The sequence below is a fragment of the Crossiella sp. CA198 genome, assembly GCF_052078295.1.
Lineage (GTDB): Bacteria > Actinomycetota > Actinomycetes > Mycobacteriales > Pseudonocardiaceae > Crossiella.
This window is the reverse complement of sequence record NZ_JBQJIM010000011.1, coordinates 278,093-297,044: the sequence shown is the minus strand read 5'-3', so window position 1 is coordinate 297,044 and position 18,952 is coordinate 278,093. Positions and strand designations below refer to the sequence as shown.

General features: G+C 71.0%; 16 protein-coding genes. All 16 read right to left on the bottom strand.

Annotated features, from left to right (window positions below; genetic code table 11):
- Positions 1 to 2,199 carry a hypothetical protein gene (locus ACTOWY_RS20570; protein WP_441311259.1) on the bottom strand — a complete coding sequence of 733 codons (2,199 nt, stop codon included), beginning with the start codon at positions 2,197 to 2,199 and terminating at the stop codon, positions 1 to 3.
- Positions 2,196 to 5,390 (bottom strand): putative baseplate assembly protein, encoded by a 3,195-nt coding sequence (locus ACTOWY_RS20565; protein WP_441311258.1) that lies wholly within the window; start codon positions 5,388 to 5,390, stop codon positions 2,196 to 2,198. Before ACTOWY_RS20565 ends, ACTOWY_RS20570 begins: the two co-directional genes overlap by 4 nt.
- A complete protein-coding gene (locus tag ACTOWY_RS20560) occupies positions 5,387 to 8,104 on the bottom strand; it encodes a putative baseplate assembly protein (RefSeq protein WP_441311257.1) in 2,718 nt (905 codons plus the stop codon). Before ACTOWY_RS20560 ends, ACTOWY_RS20565 begins: the two co-directional genes overlap by 4 nt.
- Positions 8,101 to 8,463: a GPW/gp25 family protein gene (locus ACTOWY_RS20555; protein ID WP_441311256.1), complete on the bottom strand. Its 363-nt coding sequence runs from the start codon at positions 8,461 to 8,463 to the stop codon at positions 8,101 to 8,103. The genes ACTOWY_RS20560 and ACTOWY_RS20555 overlap by 4 nt, the downstream gene beginning before the upstream one ends.
- Positions 8,463 to 8,798, bottom strand: coding sequence for a hypothetical protein (locus ACTOWY_RS20550; RefSeq protein ID WP_441311255.1), 336 nt, complete (start codon positions 8,796 to 8,798; stop codon positions 8,463 to 8,465). Before ACTOWY_RS20550 ends, ACTOWY_RS20555 begins: the two co-directional genes overlap by 1 nt.
- Before the next feature lie 13 nt (positions 8,799 to 8,811).
- A complete protein-coding gene (locus tag ACTOWY_RS20545; protein ID WP_247763591.1) occupies positions 8,812 to 9,324 on the bottom strand; it encodes a phage baseplate assembly protein V in 513 nt (170 codons plus the stop codon).
- Positions 9,321 to 10,448, bottom strand: a complete 1,128-nt coding sequence (locus ACTOWY_RS20540) for a hypothetical protein (RefSeq protein WP_441311254.1) — start codon at positions 10,446 to 10,448, stop codon at positions 9,321 to 9,323. The genes ACTOWY_RS20545 and ACTOWY_RS20540 overlap by 4 nt, the downstream gene beginning before the upstream one ends.
- Positions 10,438 to 10,743, bottom strand: coding sequence for a LysM domain-containing protein (locus tag ACTOWY_RS20535; RefSeq protein WP_441311282.1), 306 nt, complete (start codon positions 10,741 to 10,743; stop codon positions 10,438 to 10,440). Before ACTOWY_RS20535 ends, ACTOWY_RS20540 begins: the two co-directional genes overlap by 11 nt.
- 12 nt (positions 10,744 to 10,755) lie before the next feature.
- Positions 10,756 to 11,412, bottom strand: a complete 657-nt coding sequence (locus tag ACTOWY_RS20530) for a hypothetical protein (protein ID WP_441311253.1) — start codon at positions 11,410 to 11,412, stop codon at positions 10,756 to 10,758.
- Positions 11,409 to 12,488, bottom strand: coding sequence for a hypothetical protein (locus tag ACTOWY_RS20525; RefSeq protein WP_441311252.1), 1,080 nt, complete (start codon positions 12,486 to 12,488; stop codon positions 11,409 to 11,411). Before ACTOWY_RS20525 ends, ACTOWY_RS20530 begins: the two co-directional genes overlap by 4 nt.
- Before the next feature lies 1 nt (position 12,489).
- A complete protein-coding gene (locus ACTOWY_RS20520; RefSeq protein ID WP_441311251.1) occupies positions 12,490 to 13,854 on the bottom strand; it encodes an eCIS core domain-containing protein in 1,365 nt (454 codons plus the stop codon).
- Positions 13,851 to 14,105, bottom strand: coding sequence for a hypothetical protein (locus ACTOWY_RS20515; protein WP_441311250.1), 255 nt, complete (start codon positions 14,103 to 14,105; stop codon positions 13,851 to 13,853). Before ACTOWY_RS20515 ends, ACTOWY_RS20520 begins: the two co-directional genes overlap by 4 nt.
- On the bottom strand, positions 14,098 to 16,209 hold the full coding sequence (locus tag ACTOWY_RS20510) for an ATP-binding protein (RefSeq protein ID WP_441311249.1): 2,112 nt from the start codon (positions 16,207 to 16,209) through the stop codon (positions 14,098 to 14,100). Before ACTOWY_RS20510 ends, ACTOWY_RS20515 begins: the two co-directional genes overlap by 8 nt.
- Entirely contained in the window at positions 16,206 to 17,429 is a 1,224-nt protein-coding gene (locus ACTOWY_RS20505) for a DUF4255 domain-containing protein (protein WP_441311248.1), read from the bottom strand. Before ACTOWY_RS20505 ends, ACTOWY_RS20510 begins: the two co-directional genes overlap by 4 nt.
- Positions 17,430 to 17,431: 2 nt before the next feature.
- Positions 17,432 to 17,563 (bottom strand): hypothetical protein, encoded by a 132-nt coding sequence (locus ACTOWY_RS20500; protein ID WP_441311247.1) that lies wholly within the window; start codon positions 17,561 to 17,563, stop codon positions 17,432 to 17,434.
- Between the two features lie 683 nt (positions 17,564 to 18,246).
- Positions 18,247 to 18,951: a hypothetical protein gene (locus ACTOWY_RS20495; protein ID WP_441311246.1), complete on the bottom strand. Its 705-nt coding sequence runs from the start codon at positions 18,949 to 18,951 to the stop codon at positions 18,247 to 18,249.
- Position 18,952 lies beyond the last annotated feature (1 nt).

Here is an 18,952-nt window from a genome sequence, read left to right as displayed (position 1 = left end):
TTAGCTGACAAGGATGATTCCGGCCTCGCAGCCGGCCGGGAGGTGCTCGTTGATCCGGGTGCGCAGGTTGTCCTGGCGCTGCGGCTGGAACAGGTCGTGGAAGACGCCGGGTTCGCTGGCGTCGTCGGCACACCGGCGAGTGGCCTCGGCACAGTCCAGGGCGAGCTGGGCGTAGCCGGGTTCGCCGTAGCGCAGGCTGGTGAAGCGCGGGCGGATCCGGGCGGTCACCAGGTCCGGGTCCGGCGGGTTGGCCGCCAGGGCCACGTCGGGCTGGCACTGGTGGCGGCGCGGGGTGCGTGCGCCAGGCTCGATCCAGCTGAATCGGAGGCAGCCCTCGGCCAGTCGGTCCACGCAGGTCTCGCCGAGCAGGATCGAGTTCTCCACCAGGCCCAGCTGGTGCACCCGGGTGCGGCCGATGACGGTGCTGCGCACGGCGGAGAACACGGCGTGCGCGGGTCGGCAGTCCGGGCCGGTGACCGCGTCCACTGTGGACGATGTGGCGTCGATGACGGTGTCGGTGCTGTGGATGCGCAGTGGTTCGGTGCGGGTTTCGCTTTGGCTGACCCGGACGGTGCCGACGATGCAGTGGTCCAGGTGCAGTTCGGCGGTGGTGTCGATGAGTTCGAGGCTGGGTTCCTCCTCGAAGGCCGGGCGGCAGTGCTCGTCCAGGGACCAGCCGGGCACCAGGGTGCAGTGCCGGAACCGCACCGGGCCCATCGGGCCGGAGACGCGCACACTGCGGCCGGTGATCAGCAGACCGTCCACAGTGAACTCCGGCGGCGGTGGGCAGCAGCCGTCAGTCCCGGCCTCGGCCATGGGCGCGGTGCCGACGATGCGCAGCGCGTCCGGGCGGTTGCTGTACCAGTCCAGCAGCCGGACCACCGGGCGGCGGCCCTCGGCGGCGCGGATGGTGAGCTTCTCCCCCGGCAGCAACGGGATGTCGATTTGTTCCTGGTACGCGCCGTTGTCGGTGATCTCGATGATCGCCCGCGGGTGCTTGGCGCGTTCCTGTTGCCACTGGCCGACCGCGTCCATGATCCTTTCGGCGCCGCCGGGTCCGACCGGGTAGCGCTTGATCTCCTTGGGCGGCTTGGTGATGCCGCGGTGGTACTCGCCGCCGCCCAGGTCCGCGGAGAAGCCGTGGTGGTAGGTGACCCAGACCCCCGATTCGGGGGCCCCGCGGCTGGCGAAGGCGATCCGGCCCAGCACCGGGTCGATGGCTACCTGGCCGCGTTGCGGGCGGTACTTCCACCCGGACAGATCAGCGGCCACCACATCGGCCAGGGGGACCGGGTTGTCCGGGGAATCCCGGTACACGCACAGGCTTTTGCCGGGTCCGTAGTAGTCGGCCAGGCGTTCGGCGAAGGCGCGGCGGCGGAGGAACGCGGGCACGTTCTCCTCCTCGGCGATGTGCGTGCCGCTGGGTTCCGGGACCGGTGTGGCGATCAGCGGCAGGTCGTTGCCCAGGATGGAGAAGGTGTAGTGGTGGTAGGCGCGTTCGATGCAGTACGCGGGAGCCTTGGTCACCGGGTAGGGGCGCAGGCGCCAGAGGAACAGGCCGACGTCGGGGATGTTGGGGCCGCCACGGCGATAGCGCGAGTCGGGGCGGGAGACGCGCACGGTGTGACTGAGGGTGTCGAAGGGTCCGGGCAGTCCGGCGGCGCGCACGGCGGGGTCGTTGCCGTGCCGGTCCAGGGCGTCGCCGTGCCGGAGATCGGCCAGGCGGCCCCGGCGACGTCGGCCCCGGTTGGCTCGTTCGTCCACTGTGTACAGTCGGACCGGGGTGGCGCCGTGCAGCAGGGCGGAGAACTGGACCGCGCGAGCTGGCCAGTCGGCGACGTCGGCCGCGAGTTGTTCCAGCAGGGCGAGGTTGCCTTTGCGGCGGCGGTTGCGGATGGTGTCGGCCACGTCGCGGCGTGGCGCCAAGGCGGCCAGCAGCGCGGCGGCGCGCTCCGGGGGGAGTTCCTCGCCGGGGCCGCGTAACGGCCGGTAGCCGACCAGGTCGCCGAGGTAGGGCACCGCCCATTCCTGGCTGGTTTCGATGAACCAGTTACGGTAGAGCAGGTCCAGGTCGGCGTCGAGCAGGTCGGCCTGTTCGGTGATCACGTCCAGCAGCGCGCGCAGTTGGCCGCCGCGTTCGGCGTCCCGGCGCCGGTAGACGCCGGGCAGGAGCTGGAACAACCGGTCGTTGCTGGTCATCGAATCCTCCGCAGGATCAGCGTGTCCGGCACGCCGGGGGTGAACACGGCGAGCTGGGCTGGCCGGATCTCCTGACGCACCAGCACCTTCGAGCCGGTGACCAGGTCGATGCCGGTCAGCTCGGGGTTGAGCGCGGCCAGGGTGTCCAGGGACAACGACCAGAACTCGGCGATTCCGGTGAGCGATTCGCCGTAGCGGACCTCGTGCTCGTAGTGCTCCAGCTTGGCCGGGTCGGCTGGCACGGTGTCCTGGACCTGGTCGAGATACCGGGCGATCTGGCCGATCTGGCGCGGCCCGATCTGGTGCGGCACCCCGCTGAAGGCGTCCACGTCGACGTGGTCGACGCCGGCCACCGCCTGCATGGTCGCCACCACCTCGCTCAGGTGCGCCGGCTGGCCCAGTTCCCTTGCCGCGAAACCGAATCGGTCGAGCAGCCGGGCGCGCAGCCTGCCTTCCACCTCGGGCCACTCGTACTCGGGCCGGACCTTGACCCCGGCGGCGAGCACCAGCACAGTCAGCTCCCGGACCGCCAGCACCACCGGCAGGTTCAGCTCGCCGAAGCGGGTGAGTGAGGCGGCCAAGGTGCGGAACAGGCCACTGTGCGGGGCGATCGGCGCGTCCCGGACCCCGACGATGGTCACGTGCACCACCTCGCGGCGGCCGTCGGAGAGCGCGGTGGCGCTGGCCTTGCCGATACCGGCGCGGGCCTGGGTGAAGTCGCGGTAGTCCGCGACCGAGACCAGGCGGTCCAAAGCCATGGTGCGCAACGGGGTCACCCGGCGGGCGTCCTCCGGTCCGTCCGCGGCCGCGCCGCCGGTGGCCTGGATCGGGTTGACCACCTGGTCGACACCGGCCGGCCGGGTGGCGGGCTGGTCGATCTTCCCGGCCGGCACGTTGCCGGCCTCTCCGGCGCCGATCCGGTAGCCCGCGGTGACATTCTCCGCGCCGGTGGGCACCCTGGCCCCATGGTGACCGTCGCCGAAGAGCACCGCGGTGGCCCCCTCGGCGGCGGGTTTGGTGACGTAGCCCAGGTCGGTGGGGCCGAGATCGCCGAGCAGTGTGCTTTCCCGCCACCGGACTCCGCCCACTCGCACGGCGAGGGTGTTGCTCGCGCCGAGCGGGGTTTCGCTGGGCAGCCAGGTGATCGGCTTGCCGCGCACGGTGAACCGCTGGCCGGGCACGGTCGCGTCGCCGCTGCCGAGCACCTCGGACCTGGTCTCACCCTGGGTGGCCTCGACCACGTTGCCGTGCACCCGCACGGTCGACCGGTGGTACTTGTAGGCCAGCGACGTGGCGAGGATGACTGTCGTGTGTGGACGTTCGCCGGGGATGTCGACGTCGGCGCCCTGTTGCACGCCGCCGATCATGACCAGTTCGGCGGCGGTCACCCCGCGCATCCCGTTGGGCAGGTCGGCGCGTTCACCGGAGACGATCAGCCAGCGGCCGGTGGTCAGATCCCGGTGCAGCCGGTCGAGTTCGAGCTTCGCCCCGCCCACCGGGCCGAGGATGGGATCGCCGATCACGGTCAGCGGTTCGGCCTGGAACCGCACGGCGGTGAGCCGGACCTGGGCCACGGTGCTGGCGTCGGTGCGCCACGGGCGGTCCAGGGTGAGCACGGTGACGGTGGCCGAGTAGTCCTGGAAGCTGACCACCCGCTTCTCCACCTTGCGCACCTTGACCACCAGTTCGGCCGGCCCCACCGGTGGGCGTTCCAGGACCAGCCAGCTGTCCGGGGCGATGGCGTCGTACTGGGCGTCGAGGGCGAGTTCGGTGGGTTCCCCTGCCCCGACCGGGTCGTACTTGGGTTCGGCGGCCAGGTGGACCTCGCCGCTGCTCGGCGGGGTGGGCAGGGTGAGGCCGAATGGGGAGCAGCTGGACCGGAACACCCACAGTCGTTCCACTGTGGACGGTGGGGTGAGGTCGAGTTCGGACCAGGCCTGGTAGAGCACGGCGGTCAGGCTCGGGTCGGCGGCGGTGAGCACCCGGACACCGGTGTCGGAGGCGGGTTTGAACGCGGTGGTGACGGCGCGGTCGAGTTCGGCGGAGCCAGGTGGCGGCTCGGAAGGCGGGGTGCGCAGCGCGGGCAGCAACCGCACCAAGCCCGCCACCGTTTCCGGCCGGTCCTCCGGTGGGGGCGGCGGGCATTCGTCGGTGGGGCACTCGTCCGCGGCCTGTTTCGCCGCTCGCAGGACGAGATCGGCAGGCTGGTAGCGGTCGCCGAGCACGATCGCGGCCAGCCGGAGTGCGTTGTGCCCGGCCAGCAATACCGCTGCCAGCCGGTTCAGCCAGTCGGCCGGGGCGAGTGCGTTGGCCCGGCCGACCGCCAGGATCTCCGGGATCCGGTACATCGCACTGCGCAGCACGGTGCCCAGGGCCTGTTCGACGGTGCCGGGGAGTGCGATGCCCAAGGGTTCCAGGAGGTTCTTGGTGACGGCGGTGGTGAACTTGTTGCGCGGGTCCTTTGCGGTGCTGACCGCGTTGATCAGCGCGGTCAGCCCGTTCTGGTAGTCGCGGCGTGGATCCGGTGGCTGGAAGTCGACGATGGTGTAGCCGAGTTCGGGTTGCGGGCGGGCGCCGATGGCGGTGCGCAGGATCGGCGGGTTCTTGGCGCCGAAGTCGAACAGCAGCCGGTTGCCGCCGCTGATGTTCGCGTCCACACCGTCGATCTCGATCAGCGGCAGGGCCGGGATTTCCTGGACTGTCAGGTCCCTTGGCTGGAATCGGCGGATGCCCAGGTCGTTCCATTCACCCTTGGCGCGCAGGTCCACACTGGTCTCGAAGCTCTGCGGCGGGGTGCCTACGGCACTGCTGGTGGCCCGGTTCCCGGCGTCCAGGACGGTGTCCGCGCCGTCGGCCAGGGTGTAGGACAGGTAGGCGCTGGCGCCGACCGAGGGCCGCGGCTGGTGGCCGACCAGGCGGCCCAGCAACCGGATCGACTCGGGGTCGGTGGCGGTGCGCAGGTAGCCCTCGTTGGCCAGGCGTTCGGTGTAGAAGCTGAGCACTTCGCCGAGGCAGGCCCAGCCGTCGAGCAGCGCGATGCTGAAATCGTCGGTGTCCCTGGCGGTCAACGGATCCAGCGCCGGGTGCGCGGACAGCTTCTTCTTGGCCGCGTCCAGGAGGCCGCGGTGGGTGCCGATCCGGTGGGCGATGGCGGCCAGGCCGGTCCGGTTGTGGATGGGGTTGCCGGTCATCGTCCACCTCGGACAGTCACGGTCAGGCGGCCGCTCTCCGGCCGGGCGGGGTCGTTGTCGAGCTGGGCCACCTCCAGTGCGGCCAGCGGCAGCAGCCCGCGGTCGAGTTCCCCCGCGGGTGGTGCGAACAGGCGGTGCAGCTTGGTGAGGCGGACGCTGCGCACCCCGGGCACGGCCGCGGCGGTGGCGATGATCAGGCTGGCCCGCACGGGTTCGCCGAAGGTCAGGTTATCCGGGTGGAATAATCCGTTGCCGCCCACTGCCTTCAGCAGGGCTGCCCGGAGTTGCGCGTTGACGTGGTTGGCTTCCGCGCACACCTCCAGCGCGATGTCCAGGGGCACCAGCTGGGCGGCGCCGACCTGGAGGTCGTGGCCGATCTTGCGGTAGTGCCGGAGGGTGTCCCGCACGGTGTGCAGCAGGGCGGGCGGTGGTTCGCTCTGGCCGAGTGGGTCCACCGCGACCTGGGCCTCGTACCAGCTGCCGTTCCAGCGCAGCGCGGCCGCGGCCCGCTGCACGCCGCGGACCTCTCCGGCCAGGGTGGCGTAGTCCTCGGCGGTGACCGCGCGCAGCAACCGGGTGGTCGGTTCGATCGGGGCCCGGTCGCGGACCTGGTTGACCGGCTCCGGGTCGGTGCCGCCCTTGCCGGGCAACGGGTTGCGGACCTGGATGATCCCGGCGATGGTGCGCTGGCGGGTGAGCAGGCGGGTGATGGTGTCGCGGCCGACATTCCCGGCGGTGGGTCGGCTGATCCGATATTCGGCGGTGAGGTTGTCCTCGGCGCGGGGTGCGCGACCGTGCCGGTTGTCGCCGAAGCGCAGGTGCAGGCGGCCTTCGTCGTCGAGTTCGCCGACGAAGTGCCGGTCGGCCGGGCCGCTGTCCAGGAGATCCCGTTGCGGTGTCCAGATGTTGCCGTCCGCATCGCGCAGGAGGACGGCGGGCCGGGCGGTGCGCGGGTCGGTGGGCAGGTTGCGGTCGACCGGGCCGAGGAATTCGGGGCGGCGCGGGTCGAGTTCGCAGCCCTCACCCCAGCTTTGCGCCAGCTCCCAGGCGATGCCCTGGTCCAGCACCATGCCACGGCGGGCGCGACGGGTGAGCACGGTGATCCGGCGCAGTTTGGCGGCGAGGAACTCGTCGAAGTCGGACAGCAGCCGCACCAGGGTGCCCAGCGGATCCCGGGCGAGCCTGGCCAGGGGCTTCCGTCCGAAAAGGACAGTGAGGCGAGCAGTCTCCGGTTCGGTGAGCGTGCCGCCGTCGCGGGCCTTGGCCCACAGTTCGCGGACGAACGCCCTGGCCCGGGACGGGATACGGGCCACGAGTGTGGCCTGCTGTTCGGCCACGATCTCGGGGGCGCCGAAGGCGGCGTGCTGGGTGACCGGGCCGCGCTTGAGCACCGGCGCGGGCAGGGTGATCGGCTCCCGGGGCAGCAATCGGCCGTGTTCCACCAGGACCAGGTTGCCGCGGGCCACACTGACTTCCAGGGGCGGGCAGCCGGGTTCCCGGTCGGTGCTGATCAGCAGTGGGAAGGTCAGCGCGTCGGCCCGATCCCAGCTGACTTTCAGGAGCGGTTCGTTGTCGTAGAGCGGATCGACGGCCGGGGTGACACCGGTGAGCCGGACCACCTGGCGGTGTGCCGGGTCGGCGTCGGCGGGACGACCGGTGGCCGGGCCCACGATCTCCTCGAACAGCAGGAGATCACCGGGAGTGAGCTGGAGATCGCAGTCGCGCAGGGTCACCGAGGTGGCGCCGGTGGGCAGCAGGGTTTCCTCGCCGCCCCAGGTCCACAGCGAGATCCGGTTGTGTGGCTCATGCAGGCACAGGCCGTCCGGGGTGAGCGGCTCGAAGATCTCGTAGCTGCCGTCGGGCACGTGCGCGGCCCGCAGCTGGCTCTCGGTGAGCGCGGACTGGCCGGGCAGGATCCCGGGTTTCAGGGTGATGAACCGGAATTCGCCGGGGTTGAGCTGGACCGGGCGGTCGACGTTGAGCTGCACGGCGGTGCGGGCGGCGCAGCCGTCGTGCATCGGGTAGTCGACCAGCCGGACGTGGCGGCGCACCGAGATGCGTTCCCGGGCGGTGTCCAGGTATGCCTCGCCCGCGACCGCGTCCTGCTTGTAGCTGAGCCGGTCACCGGTGTAGGCGAGTAGTTCGGTCAGTGCGATGCCGAGGTCGGGGACGCGGCGCTCCCGCCAGTCCGGCACGGTCAGGCTGAGCCGGTCCAGGAGCAGTTGCCGGAAGCTGGAATAATCCTTGGCCAGGTAGTCGATCGCGGGCGGCAGGTCCGTCCCCTGTGGACTCTCCCCTGGCTTGCAGTCCGCGTCGGTCGGGCAGTGCTGTTTGAACGAGAAGCCCAGGCTCGCGTAGCGCGGGTCGAAGGCGGGGTGCGGTTGTTCGGTCGGCACGCCGTCGGGTCCGGCGGTGACCGCGTGCAGGGTGTAGGTGGAGAAGTCCCCGGCCCGGTCCACACCCAGGCGCACCCGGTCCTCCAGGTCGGGGTCCTCGGGCGAGAGCAGTTCGGCGGTGCGGACCCGGATGCCGGTGATCCGCCTGCCGCCGGTGATCCGGAAGTGCTCCGGGCCGAGGTCCTCGGGGGCCTTGCCGTAGAGCAGCACGGTGAGCACCAGACCGGACTCGTCGACCTCGATCGCGTCCAGACCGTTACGACCCGAGGCACGCAGCCTGGCTCGCCGTGTCTGTCCATAGTGGAGGGTCTCGGTCATGGGGTCACGCTCCCCTCGATGGTCTCGGTGTGGATCTCGCCGGTGCTGAGCAGCCGGTACCGCAGGGTGACGCCGATGGTGGACTCCTCGGCGAGCACGGTCAGCTCGATCACGGTGAGCACATCGCCGAGGTAACGCTGCAACGCGGCCTGAGTACTGGCCTGCAAGGTGGCGGCCAGTTCGGGACTGTTGGGCGCGAACACCAATTCGAGCAGGCCGCAACCGAAGTCCGGCCGGTTGACCCGCTCCCCCGGCGTGGTGAACAGCAACTGCTCGATGAGATCCCGCACGTGGTCGGGATGCGTGGTCTCGGCGGTGCGGCCGCGGTGGTCGATCTGGTACGGGAAGTCGATGTGCATCACAGCCCCCGGACCCTCGGTTGCACGGACACCACGATCGGCACCGGCGGCGGTGGCCCGGCGCAGATCCCGTTGCCCGGCCCGGACACGGTGGCCTGCACCAGCACCGGCGAGCCCGTCGCGCGCACCCGGCTCGCCAGTCCGGTCCACTGGACCTTGGTGCAGGGCGGGGCGGGCGGCACACCGGGGCAGCCAGCGACGAGGATCTGCGCGGTCGCGGTGGCCACCGGCTGTCCGCCGACCAGCACCCGGCTCTGGCCCGGGGTGACCACCTTGGCCTGACCGGCATGCCCGCAGGTCAGCACCGCGCCGGCGTGGAACAGGAATCCTGGCATGGTCTTCTCCCCCTCATGTCACTTGCAGCGCGGGGCCGTTGACGCTGACCGTGTTGCCGGCCAGGGTGATCGTCGCGCCTTTGCCGTTGGACAGCAGGATTCCGGCGTCGGTGATGGAGATCAGCGCGGTGCCGTGCCGCAGGGTGAGGCCGCCGCCGGGACTGTCGTTGAGCACGATGGAGTTCTGCGCCGAGGTGGCCAGCACCATCACCGGCACGCCGGGCAGCGCGGCGTTGGCCTCGGCTGGCACCTCGTGCTTTCCGCCACGCCAGAATCCCAGCCACACCGCGCGTTCCGGGTCGCCCTCCTCGAACCCGATCCACACTCCGGCCATCGGCAGCGGCCGCACGTAGATGCCGCCACCGCCGGGGGTTGCCAGGGGGGTGGCGGGTTCGGCCCAGATCGCGGGCAGGTCGCCGAGCACATCGGAAACCTTGACCAGCAACCGGCCCCGGTCCAGGGGGTCGATGGCGGAGACCACCACGCCGCGGTAGAGGCCGGTGAACTTCGTGCTCTGCTCGATCATGTCGGCACCTGCTGGGTGAGAGAGACGAGTCCGTCCCTGCTGAGGCTGAAGGTCTGCTTGTACTGGCCGCGCTGGAGGTCGTGGGTGACGCTGGTGACGTAGTAGAGGCCGTCGTAGGCGAATCCGGCGCCGCGCACTCCGACGAGTTCGCGGGAGCGTAGGATGTGCCCGTACCGCAACACATCCAGGCTGCCCTCGGCGGTGACCGCGTCGGCCTCTTTCGCGGTGGCGGCCAGCCCGAGCAGGCTCACTTCGGCGAAGGATTTGTTGGCGGTGCTGGGCAACGGGGCTTCTTTGAGCTGCGGGGCGGGTCGCAGGGCCAGTGGCGGGCGCAGCAGGCTGAGGTCGGGCACCGCGACGGACCTGGTCAGTTTGGTGAACGGGATGGTGATGTCCATCGTCCACCGGGTGCGGGCCAGGCCGTTCATGGTGAAGCTCAACGATTCCACGTTGGTCGCGGTGCCGGAGTCCACGGTCAGCGCGGGCTGGGGCACGCCGATCCGGATCTCCGGGCCCCAGTAAGCGACGCTGGTGCCGGGCAGCCGGTTGGGGATGAGGTAGAAGGTGTAACCGGCCTTGCGAGCCAGCCATTCGATGTAGTCCAGGTCGCTGTCGGTCTGCACGGCGCCCTGCCCCGCGAGGTCGGGGATTTCCGGGATCACCGCGGGCACCGCGCCGGGCAGGATGCCGTACTTGAAGTACTTCTCCTTGGCCAGGATCTTGCTGACCTGGAGGTCCGGCGGCAGGAACAGGTGGCCGTCGCGTTCCTTGACCATGTCCAGCAGCACCAGCAGGTCCTCGCCGGTGATGGTCAGGGTGGCGGTGCCCGGTTCGGTGCCGGGGTTCATCGACTGGGTGGTGATCACGCCGTCCACCAGCACCTGCGGCAGGCCGCGGACCAGTGCCACCAGGATGATCCGGGTTTCCGGGTCGAGTGCTCCGGCGGGCAGCAGGGTGGTGGTGATCGGCGAGTTCCGGCTGACCGCGAAGGTGAGCTGGAACCCGGTGCGGTCGCGGGCGCTGCTGATCACCTTGGCTGATTGCAACGCGTCGGTGAGCAAGGCCGGAGCGGGCAGCACCGCGACCTTGCCGATATAGAGCTGGAGCTGGAACTCACCCGCCATCGCCGGTCCCCGGCACGCCGTAGGGCAGGGTGATCCGCAGCCGTCGGCCGGGGGTCGCGGTCAGCTCGTCCGGGTCGACCGCGCCGTTGGCGTCGGCGATCCGCCAGGCCGCTTCGGCGTCGCCGAGCACCTGGAAGGCGATCACGTCCAGGCGTTCGCCCGGCGCCACCACGTGGTCGGCGATCTGGCTGAGGTCCTCGGGTCTGGGCAGTGGGCGGCGGCGCAGGTGGGTGATCACCCGGCCGTCGGGCAGGGTGTGCTGGCTGGTCGGCACGCCGTGGTAGCGGCTGGACATCGGGATCACGGCTCACACTCCGGGAAGGCTGGGCAGGCCGACCGCGCCGAGCGAGTCGGTGACGAGATCGGCGAACAACTCGCGGCGGGTCTGGTGCCGCAGGTAGAGCTGGCCGCCCCGGTGGTCGAACCCGAGGTCGTCCACGGACAGCACCTGCGCGCCCACGCTGACCTTGGCGCGGATCGGGTTGAGCGCGGTGTCGAAGGCTTCCTCGGTCACGCTGAACTCGGTGATCCGCACCGGCAAAACCCGTTTGGTGCCCAGGACAAGGAGGGTCAGCGGGGCTTGCACCGGGGCGATGTCGATCAGTCCGAGCCGGGCGTCGTCGTTCTCCCCGGTGAGCTGTTTCAGCGTGGGCGAGAAGGACATCTCCAGTGCGGCCAGGATTGGGTGCAGTCCGTGCTCGGCCACGATCCGGTAGCGGTCGGGCTGGTCGAGCTGGTCGGCGGCGTCGAACTCGGCGTCGAACTTGTAGGTTTCCTGGGCGGGTCCCTTGAGCCGCAACGACTCCAGCCGGTCGCCAGGGTTGTCGGCGGTCTGCGGGCGCAGGGTGCGGGTGAGCGTGTCCGGGTTGTACTGGAAGGTGATGACCTTCTTCTCCCGGCCCATCTTGGGCTCCACCAGGACAAAACCGCCCCGCGCGGTCTTCGGCGTGATCCGTGCGGTCATCGCGGCGCTCCTGTCGAACGGGGGGTCAGGTCGATCTCCAGGGTGAATCCGATGCTGAAGTCCACCGCGCGGTCCTTGCCGGGTTCGAGGCTGCCGTTGAACTTCAGCCGGAACGGGTCGCCGAGTGTGCCCAGGGCCGGGATGGCCGAGCCGAGGTCCAGGCCGAGGTCGAGTTTCCGCGGTCCCACGGTGACCGAAACCCCGTTGGGCAGCCATTTCGACGGCAGGTCGATGGTCAGGTCGAGCAGTTTGGGCAGCAGGAACTCGCGCAGGTCCTGGTTCTGCGTCATGCCGTACACGGTGATCCCGGCCATCGTGCCGCCGATCACCCCGACCGCGACCCAGCCTTCCGGCCGCAGTCCCTTGAGCACCTCGTCCTTGCGCTGGTCGGCGATACTCTTGAGCTGGTTGACCTGGTTGGCGATCTCGGGCAGTTTCAGTGTCGCCTTGAGCGCGGTCTTGCCTGCTTCGGCATAGCTGTCGCTGGAACTGGCCTCGCCTTCGGCAGGCACCGGGGAGCGGCCGGACTGGTTCGACTTGGTCACCAGCGGCGGCTTGATCGGCGGCGGTGTGCTGGGCGGCAAGGGTTTCGGTGGGGTGAGCTGGGTGAGGAAGGTCAGCGGGTCGATGCCGACCCGCACCGAGCTGTCCCCGGCGGTGGTCTCGGTCCGCACCCGCAGGATGTGCTCGGCCAGACCGAAGGACACCAGCATCGCGCGCACGGCCTGGGCGCGCTGGGCGGCAAGGGAATCGCCCCGGCTGGTGATGACCAGGCGCAGGTTCGGCACCCGGATCAGGTGCCGGGTGATCACTCCGGCCAGCCAGCGGCCGGACCGCTGGTGTTCGGCGGTGACCGCGGTGTTCGCCCGGCCGAAACCGGTGTAGTGCCCGGCCACGTCCAGGGTGGCGCTGATCTGCTTGAGCGCCTCGTCGCGGTCCTTGTCCCCGGTCAGCGGGATCGCGCCGAGACCGTCGACCGCGATCGGGCCGAGCGGGGTCCACGCCCTGGCCAGGCCGGGCGCGGGGGCGGGCGCCGGGGTGGCGGGCCGGGTTTGCTGGACTCGTTCTCCTGGCATGTCAGCTCCAGCTCCCGGGTCCGCGGTACTCCGCCGAGTGGTTGGCGTCGTCGATGTGCATCATGTCGCCGCTCTCCGCGCCGAAATCCGTGCCGCCCCAGCGCAATCCGCGGGCTCTGGCGGCGTTGACCAGCTCGCGTGGCAGGTCCAGGAATCCGCCGTGCGGGGTGCGGTCGACCTGTTTGCCGCCGGTCTTGTCCTGGAACGGGTAGTCCTTGTCGCCGAACACCGGCTGGCCGACACCGCGCAGGATGTCGAAGTCCCGCCGGATCTGCTCGATGCCCGGGTCATCCGGGGTGAGCGGGGTGGTGAGCACGGTCCGGGACACCCGGCGGGCCGGGATCCTCGGGTCCTCGGTGCGGATCGCCGCGAAGTAGTCGATCATCGCGTCGTTCTCCTGGGCGATCAGCTCGAACTCCTGGTCCCGGCTGGGCGCCTTGCCGGGTGCGACCAGTCCGGTGTCGACGGCGATCTTCTTCGTGCCGTGTACCAGCGCGGAGTCGCGGTGGAGCATGCGGCGGGCGATGCGGTCGTAGACCGGGTCGACCAGCGCGGAAATGCCCTGCTCGCCGTTGGAATGGGTGACGTAGACGTTGCGGCCCAGGTTGAGGTCCACCGCCCGGCCCCAGGCGTGCAGCCCGCCCGGGTAGTAGCCGAGCACACTGCGCACGCCGAGGTCGGCCCCGCCGTTGGCGGCCAGGGCGTCCGCCTCGACCTGCTTGAGCTTGCGCAGGAAGCGCGGGTGCACCGGTCCGAGCGCCGCGATGGCCACCCCGAAGACGGTGCCGCCGACCAGGTTGGCCTTGTAGTCGGCGTAGTCGGCCGCGCCGAACTCGCGGGCCTTGGCGTCCAGGGCTTCCCGCTTGGCCGCGGCCTCGGCCGCCAGTTCCTCCGCAGTCCTCTTCTTCGGCACCGGTTTGGGCTGCTCGCCCTTGGTCTGCCGGGCCAGCACCGGCCTCTGTCCACTTCGGACAGTGGGCCTGCGTCCGTCGGCGACAGCCTCGACCGCGGTCCTGGCCTCACCCTCGGCGTGGTCGGACACCCGGCTCACCGGGAGTCCGGGGCCGGGCTGAGTGTTGCCCTGTTGCAGGGTGTGCGCCAGCTCGTGCGCGAGCAGGCCGCGACCGGCCATTGTGGACGGTTGATAGTCCTCGGCGCCGAAGACGATGTGCTGGCCGACGGTGTAGGCACGGGCGTCCAGAGTGTTGGCGGCGGCCGCGGCCTCGGGGCCGGTGTGCACGCGGACCTGGCTGAAGTCGGCGTGGAACCGGGCCTCCAGGTCGTGCCGCAGCACCGGTTCCAGGGCCCGGCCCTGGCCTGCGGTCGCCGGGGTGCCGGGGTTGCGGGTCTGGTGCGCTCGGGTCATTCGGCACCGCCTCGGACGGCCTGGTGCACGGACTGGGCGATGGCGGTGGCGAGTTGGCCGGGCCGTCCCGTGACGACGGCCCGGCCAACCGCCCGGCGGCGCCGCGCCGGGGCCCAGCGCCCGGCGGGGGCCGCGGTCAGCAGGCGGGTCAGTTCCGCGTGCACCGCCTCGGTGATCTCGGTGACCTGGTGGGGCTCTGCCACACCGTCGAGCACCAGGTGGTCGATGCGCAGTTCGATCCGGTCAGCCATGGCGGTTCACCAGCTCGAAATCGCGGTCCTGCACCGGCAGGTCGAGTTTGCGGAACTCGGTGCGGGCGGCGGCCAGCACCACCGGCATGGTGATCACGCCGTCGCCGCTGGCGGCCAGGAAGGCGGCGTTGAGCGCGATGTTGCGCGCCATGCCGCCGCTGACCTGCAGGGTGGCCAGCCGGTCGAAGTCCAGTTCGGCGATCGGGGCCTGCGGCGGGAACGCCTTGCGCCAGATGGCCTTGCGCTGTTCGACCCCGGGAAAGGGGAAGCCGACGATGAAGCGCAGCCTGCGCAGGAACGCGTTGTCCAGGGCGTTGCGCAGGTTGGTGGCCAGCACGGCCAGGCCGCTGTAGGACTCCATCCGCTGCAGCAGGTAGTTGATCTCGATGTTGGCGTAGCGGTCGTGACTGTCCTTGACCTCACTGCGTTTGCCGAACAACGCGTCGGCCTCGTCGAAGAACAGGATCGCGCCACCGGTCTCGGCCGCGTCGAACAGGCGCCGCAGGTTCTTCTCGGTCTCGCCGATGTACTTGCTGACCACCGCGGACAGGTCGATCCGGTACAGGTCCAGGCCGAGTTCGGCGGCCAGCACCTCCGCGGCCATGGTCTTGCCGGTGCCGCTGGGCCCGCTGAACAACGCGGTGACGCCCAGTCCTCGGGTGATGCGATCACCAAAGCCCCAGTCGCTGTGCACCCTGGTGCGGTGTGCGACCTGCTCGGCGATCCGGTGCAGCAGGGTCAGTTCCTCCGGCGGCAGCACGATGTCGTCCCAGCCCACCTTGGGTTCCAGCCGCTGCGCGAGGGCGTCCATCCGCGGCCGGGTCCTGGCCAGGCAGCCCCGCCACAGCGCACGGTCCCCGCCGCCGGCGAGCGCGCCGAGTTCGCTGATCGCCGCGGTGTCCATGGCGAACTGCGCGGCTAGTCCGGTGATCACGTGCTCGGGGGCCTGGGGCCCGAGGGCTTGTCTCCAGGCGGCGACGCGCTCGGTGGCGGTGGGTGGGGCGACGTCCACCACCACCGAGCGACGTCCCAGCTCGGGCCGGCTCTCCCTGGTGCCCAACAGCACCGGGCCGCCGATCCTGGACACGAACCGGCCCACCGGGGACACCGTTGGGGTCTCGGCGGTTCCCGCGGGGTCATCGCCGATGTCCAGGTACAGCGCGAGTGGCAGCAGCGCGGATTCCCGCTGCCACAGTCGGGCCAGCTCGTCGAGCTGTTTCGGTTGGTCCGGCAGCAACGCGGCGGGCATCCGGTAGAGCACCAGCCCCACCTCGGCCGCGGCCCGTTGCGCGATCAGGAGTTTGCTGGGCTCATCGGCCCCGGCCAGCTGCACCACGGCGCCGCCGCCGGAAACCCATTCCGCGCTGACCTGTTCCCGCGCGGCCCGTTGCGAGGGCGGCAGCTCGACCCGCCTGGCTTCCTCCACAATGGACACCAGTGGGTCCAGTCGGTCGTCGAGGTGGTTGAGCCCCTTCAGATAGCTGACCACCCGCTCGTCGGTGCGCAGCGCACTGGTGACCAGCGGCTGCCCGGGCAGCTGGTTGATCTCGACGAACTGCCAGCGGCGCAGCCCGCGGTGCGGCGCGACCACGTCCCAGGCCGGGTCGGGCAGCACGCTGAGCGCGAGCCCGAAACTGGGGAATCCCATCCGTTCGTTGCCGTGCGCAAGCGCGCACAGGCTGCTGATGGACGGGTCCAGTTCGGCGGCCGCGCACAGCAGCAGGGTGTCCCGCTCGAACTCGGACAGCCCGAACAGCTCGGCCACGGTCAGCAACGCGGGCCGGTGTTCCCCGGTCGCGGCCTCGGCCCGCACCCGGCTGACCACCTCCAGTTCACGGGTGAGCGCGGCCAGCATGTTCGGCGGCGCGGGCGGCGGTGGCGGTGGCGAGGCCGGGGCTTCGGGTTCGGGATCCGCGGCGAACCAGCGGGCCCGGCGGACCTGCGCGGGTGGCTGCGGTGGTTGCGGCGCGGGCGGTGGCGGCGGGGGTGGCGGCGGCGCGCCGCGGCGGAGTTCGATGTGGTGGCGCAGTTTCAGCCGCAGCCAGGCCAGGGAGGCTCCCAGGTAGCGGTCGTTGGCCAGCTGCCAGCCCGGATCGGCGTTCACCGGACGGTCACCCGCTGGGTGTCGTCGAAGACCGGGATGACCGGCTCGCGGTCGACGAGGCGGGTGTCCACCCCGTCCACCCGGACCCGGGTCAGGTGTGTGCCCGCCACCGCGAAGGGCACCCGGAACTCCAGGGATCCGGTGGCCTCGCGGAACTCCCTCGGCGGCACGGCCCGCGAGCCGAGCAGCAGGAACACCCGCTGTCCCGGTCGCACCACCGGTTCCAGGGTGAGGTTGACCTCCACGGAGCCCTCGGCGTCCCGTAGCCGGTGCACCTCCATCGGCATCCGGCTGGTGATCCGCGGCCCGATCCCGACCGGGATCGCGTTGCTGTGCAACCGATCCCCCTCGGCGCTGGTGAGTGAGACGGTCGCGGTCCAGAATCCGGCTGGCGTACGCTCGACGTCGGCGGGCACCCGGAACCCCAGGTGGGTGGCGGATTTCCCGGTGATCGTCGGCTTCACCGGCGCGGCCAGCAGCGGATGACTCAGGCTGACTTCCAGGTCCGCACCGGCCAGATTGGTGCCCCGCAACACGATCGCCTCACCGAGCAGCGCGGCCGGGTGCTCGTCCTCGACCTCCACCGTGTCCAGGGTCGGGAACCCGGTGCCCACCTCGGGCACCGCGATCGGTCCGCGGTCGTCCTCGCCGCGGCGCAGCACCGGCACCGGCGCCCGGGACTCCCGTTCGCTCTCGATCAGCACCACCCTGGCCTCATAGGCCATCGACATCCGGTACGGCGCCTGGAAGGCAGACCACAGGTTGGTCAGCTCATCGGTCCCGGCGGGCAACGGCGTCACGCTGACCGACTCGACCTCCTCGGCCACCCTGGCGTACGGGGCCTTGCGGTTCAGCTCCGCGCCGCTGAGCACGGGGTGGTCGTGCAGGGCACGCAACGCCCCGCCGAGCACCCGGTGCGCGACGATCTCGTCCCCGTCCCGGACCACCGGCGTGACCAGGTAGCGCAACACCAGCGGCAGTGGCGGGAACCCGGCCTCACCACGCCGGGTGGCGTTGGCGGGGAACGGGTCGTTGCGCCATGCACTGTCCACAGTGGTCTGATACAGGAACAGGTTGAGCTGCACCTCATGCCCGGTGTCGCCGACCTTGTCCGGCGGCATGGTGGTGGCGCGCACCCCGTCGTAGACCCGGTCCACCCCGGACTGGAGGATGCCCTTGAGGATCTGGGTCACGGCCTCGATCACTCTGGCGTTGCTCATGGTCAGCCTCCCTTCCGGGTTCGCAGGTAGTCGTCGAGTTCCAGGACATTGCGGCGGGAACCATTGGTGCGCTGGGGCTTTGCTGGTTCAGGTTGCTGGGCGCGGATCTCGATCCGGCCGATGGAGATGTGCACGGTGGGACGGCGGGACTGGCGGGGCGGACTGGCGGGCGGAACCGGGCTGGGCGGTACGGGTGACTGGCCGGAGACCGCGGCGACGGGATATCCCGGCGCGGTCGGACGCGGCGACACCACGGAGGTGGCCGATTCCCGGGGGCCGTCGACCGGACCAGGGCGATCCAGCACTGCCGCGTACCCCGGCGGGTCGAGTGCGACCGGGTCTCCGCGGTGGTCCGCTGCTTGGCCCGGTGACCTGAGCGGACCGGGTCGGCCAGGCGGCACCGGTTGATCCGCGACTTCGGCTTTTTCGTTGCGTACCTGGGTTTCGGATCGCCTCGGCACCGCGACCGGATGCACGGGCCGGGACAGTTCCGGCGTCCCACCGGACTCCGGCCGAGTCACCCGAGGTTGGCTACCCGGCGCCGCCGACGACTGCGGCGACGCCGGGCCAACCGGATGGCCCGGTTCTACTGGGAAGGCCGGACCACCCGGAGCACTGTGCTGGTGGCGGGCGGGCACAACAGACCCCGGGTGCTCGGCCGGTCGACCCGGCGCCCGCCCGCCATCATCGGTCCGGACCAGGCCCGGCCGTTCTTCCGGTTCGTGCCGCGGCGCCACCGGTGTCTCGAACATCGACGGCAGCAGCGGCCGCACCGCCAGGCTGTCCCCGTTGACCAGCCTGCCCACTAGGTCCCCGCTCACCACGCCCCCGCCTCCAGGTAGAACCGCCTGCGTGCCGGGCTCACCGACAGCACCTCGGCCTCGGTCCAGCCGTAGGCCGAGGCCAGGGCGTGGATGTCGAACAGCAACCGGTGCGCGCAGGCCTCGATCTCGGCCCACAGGTAGCCGCCGACGTCGAAGGGCGCCAGCCAGGCGTGACCGCAGCCGGAGCAGTCCAGGGCGAGGGAGATGTCGGCCTGCGGGTCGACCTCGGGCAGTGCGCCCGCGATCGCCTCCAGCACCGCCTCTCCCAGCGCCGCGACCGGAACCGGCTCCGTGCCACGCCGGGCACCGACCACCGTGCGGCGCAGCAACGCCAGCCGGGCGTCACCGGTTTCCGCCGACACGGCAAGCAGGTCCGAGCACTGCACCGGGCGGAACTCCACCTCCACCCCGTCGGCCAGCAGCGTGGCCGATTCCTGGGGTGGCGCGTCGGCGCGCAACTCGGTCACGTCCACGGTCAGCGCCAGCTGCTCACCGCAGGCCGGACACGCCACCTGACAGGGCAGCGCACCGCCGAAGCCCTTCTCGTGCAAGGACAACAGCAGTCCCTCGCGCTGTCCCACGGTCAGCTCGTCCGGCCGGTCCGCGCCACCGGCGACGGCCAGCGCGAGCGAACGGCGCACGGGTGGCTGGCCGAGCCCCGCCTCCCACAGCGAGAGCACCTCGGCCTCGGTGAGCACC

Bases quoted from the DNA above. Each gene is read 5' to 3' on its own strand.
- ACTOWY_RS20550 (WP_441311255.1), bottom strand. From the start codon at position 8,798: ATGCCAGGATTCCTGTTCCACGCCGGCGCGGTGCTGACCTGCGGGCAT.
- ACTOWY_RS20505 (WP_441311248.1), bottom strand. From the start codon at position 17,429: ATGAGCAACGCCAGAGTGATCGAGGCCGTGACCCAGATCCTCAAGGGC.
- ACTOWY_RS20530 (WP_441311253.1), bottom strand. From the start codon at position 11,412: ATGACCGCACGGATCACGCCGAAGACCGCGCGGGGCGGTTTTGTCCTG.
- ACTOWY_RS20570 (WP_441311259.1), bottom strand. From the start codon at position 2,199: ATGACCAGCAACGACCGGTTGTTCCAGCTCCTGCCCGGCGTCTACCGG.
- ACTOWY_RS20560 (WP_441311257.1), bottom strand. From the start codon at position 8,104: ATGACCGAGACCCTCCACTATGGACAGACACGGCGAGCCAGGCTGCGT.
- ACTOWY_RS20565 (WP_441311258.1), bottom strand. From the start codon at position 5,390: ATGACCGGCAACCCCATCCACAACCGGACCGGCCTGGCCGCCATCGCC.
- ACTOWY_RS20540 (WP_441311254.1), bottom strand. From the start codon at position 10,448: ATGGCGGGTGAGTTCCAGCTCCAGCTCTATATCGGCAAGGTCGCGGTG.
- ACTOWY_RS20520 (WP_441311251.1), bottom strand. From the start codon at position 13,854: ATGACCCGAGCGCACCAGACCCGCAACCCCGGCACCCCGGCGACCGCA.
- ACTOWY_RS20515 (WP_441311250.1), bottom strand. From the start codon at position 14,105: ATGGCTGACCGGATCGAACTGCGCATCGACCACCTGGTGCTCGACGGT.
- ACTOWY_RS20555 (WP_441311256.1), bottom strand. From the start codon at position 8,463: ATGCACATCGACTTCCCGTACCAGATCGACCACCGCGGCCGCACCGCC.
- ACTOWY_RS20525 (WP_441311252.1), bottom strand. From the start codon at position 12,488: ATGCCAGGAGAACGAGTCCAGCAAACCCGGCCCGCCACCCCGGCGCCC.
- ACTOWY_RS20545 (WP_247763591.1), bottom strand. From the start codon at position 9,324: ATGATCGAGCAGAGCACGAAGTTCACCGGCCTCTACCGCGGCGTGGTG.
- ACTOWY_RS20535 (WP_441311282.1), bottom strand. From the start codon at position 10,743: ATGTCCAGCCGCTACCACGGCGTGCCGACCAGCCAGCACACCCTGCCC.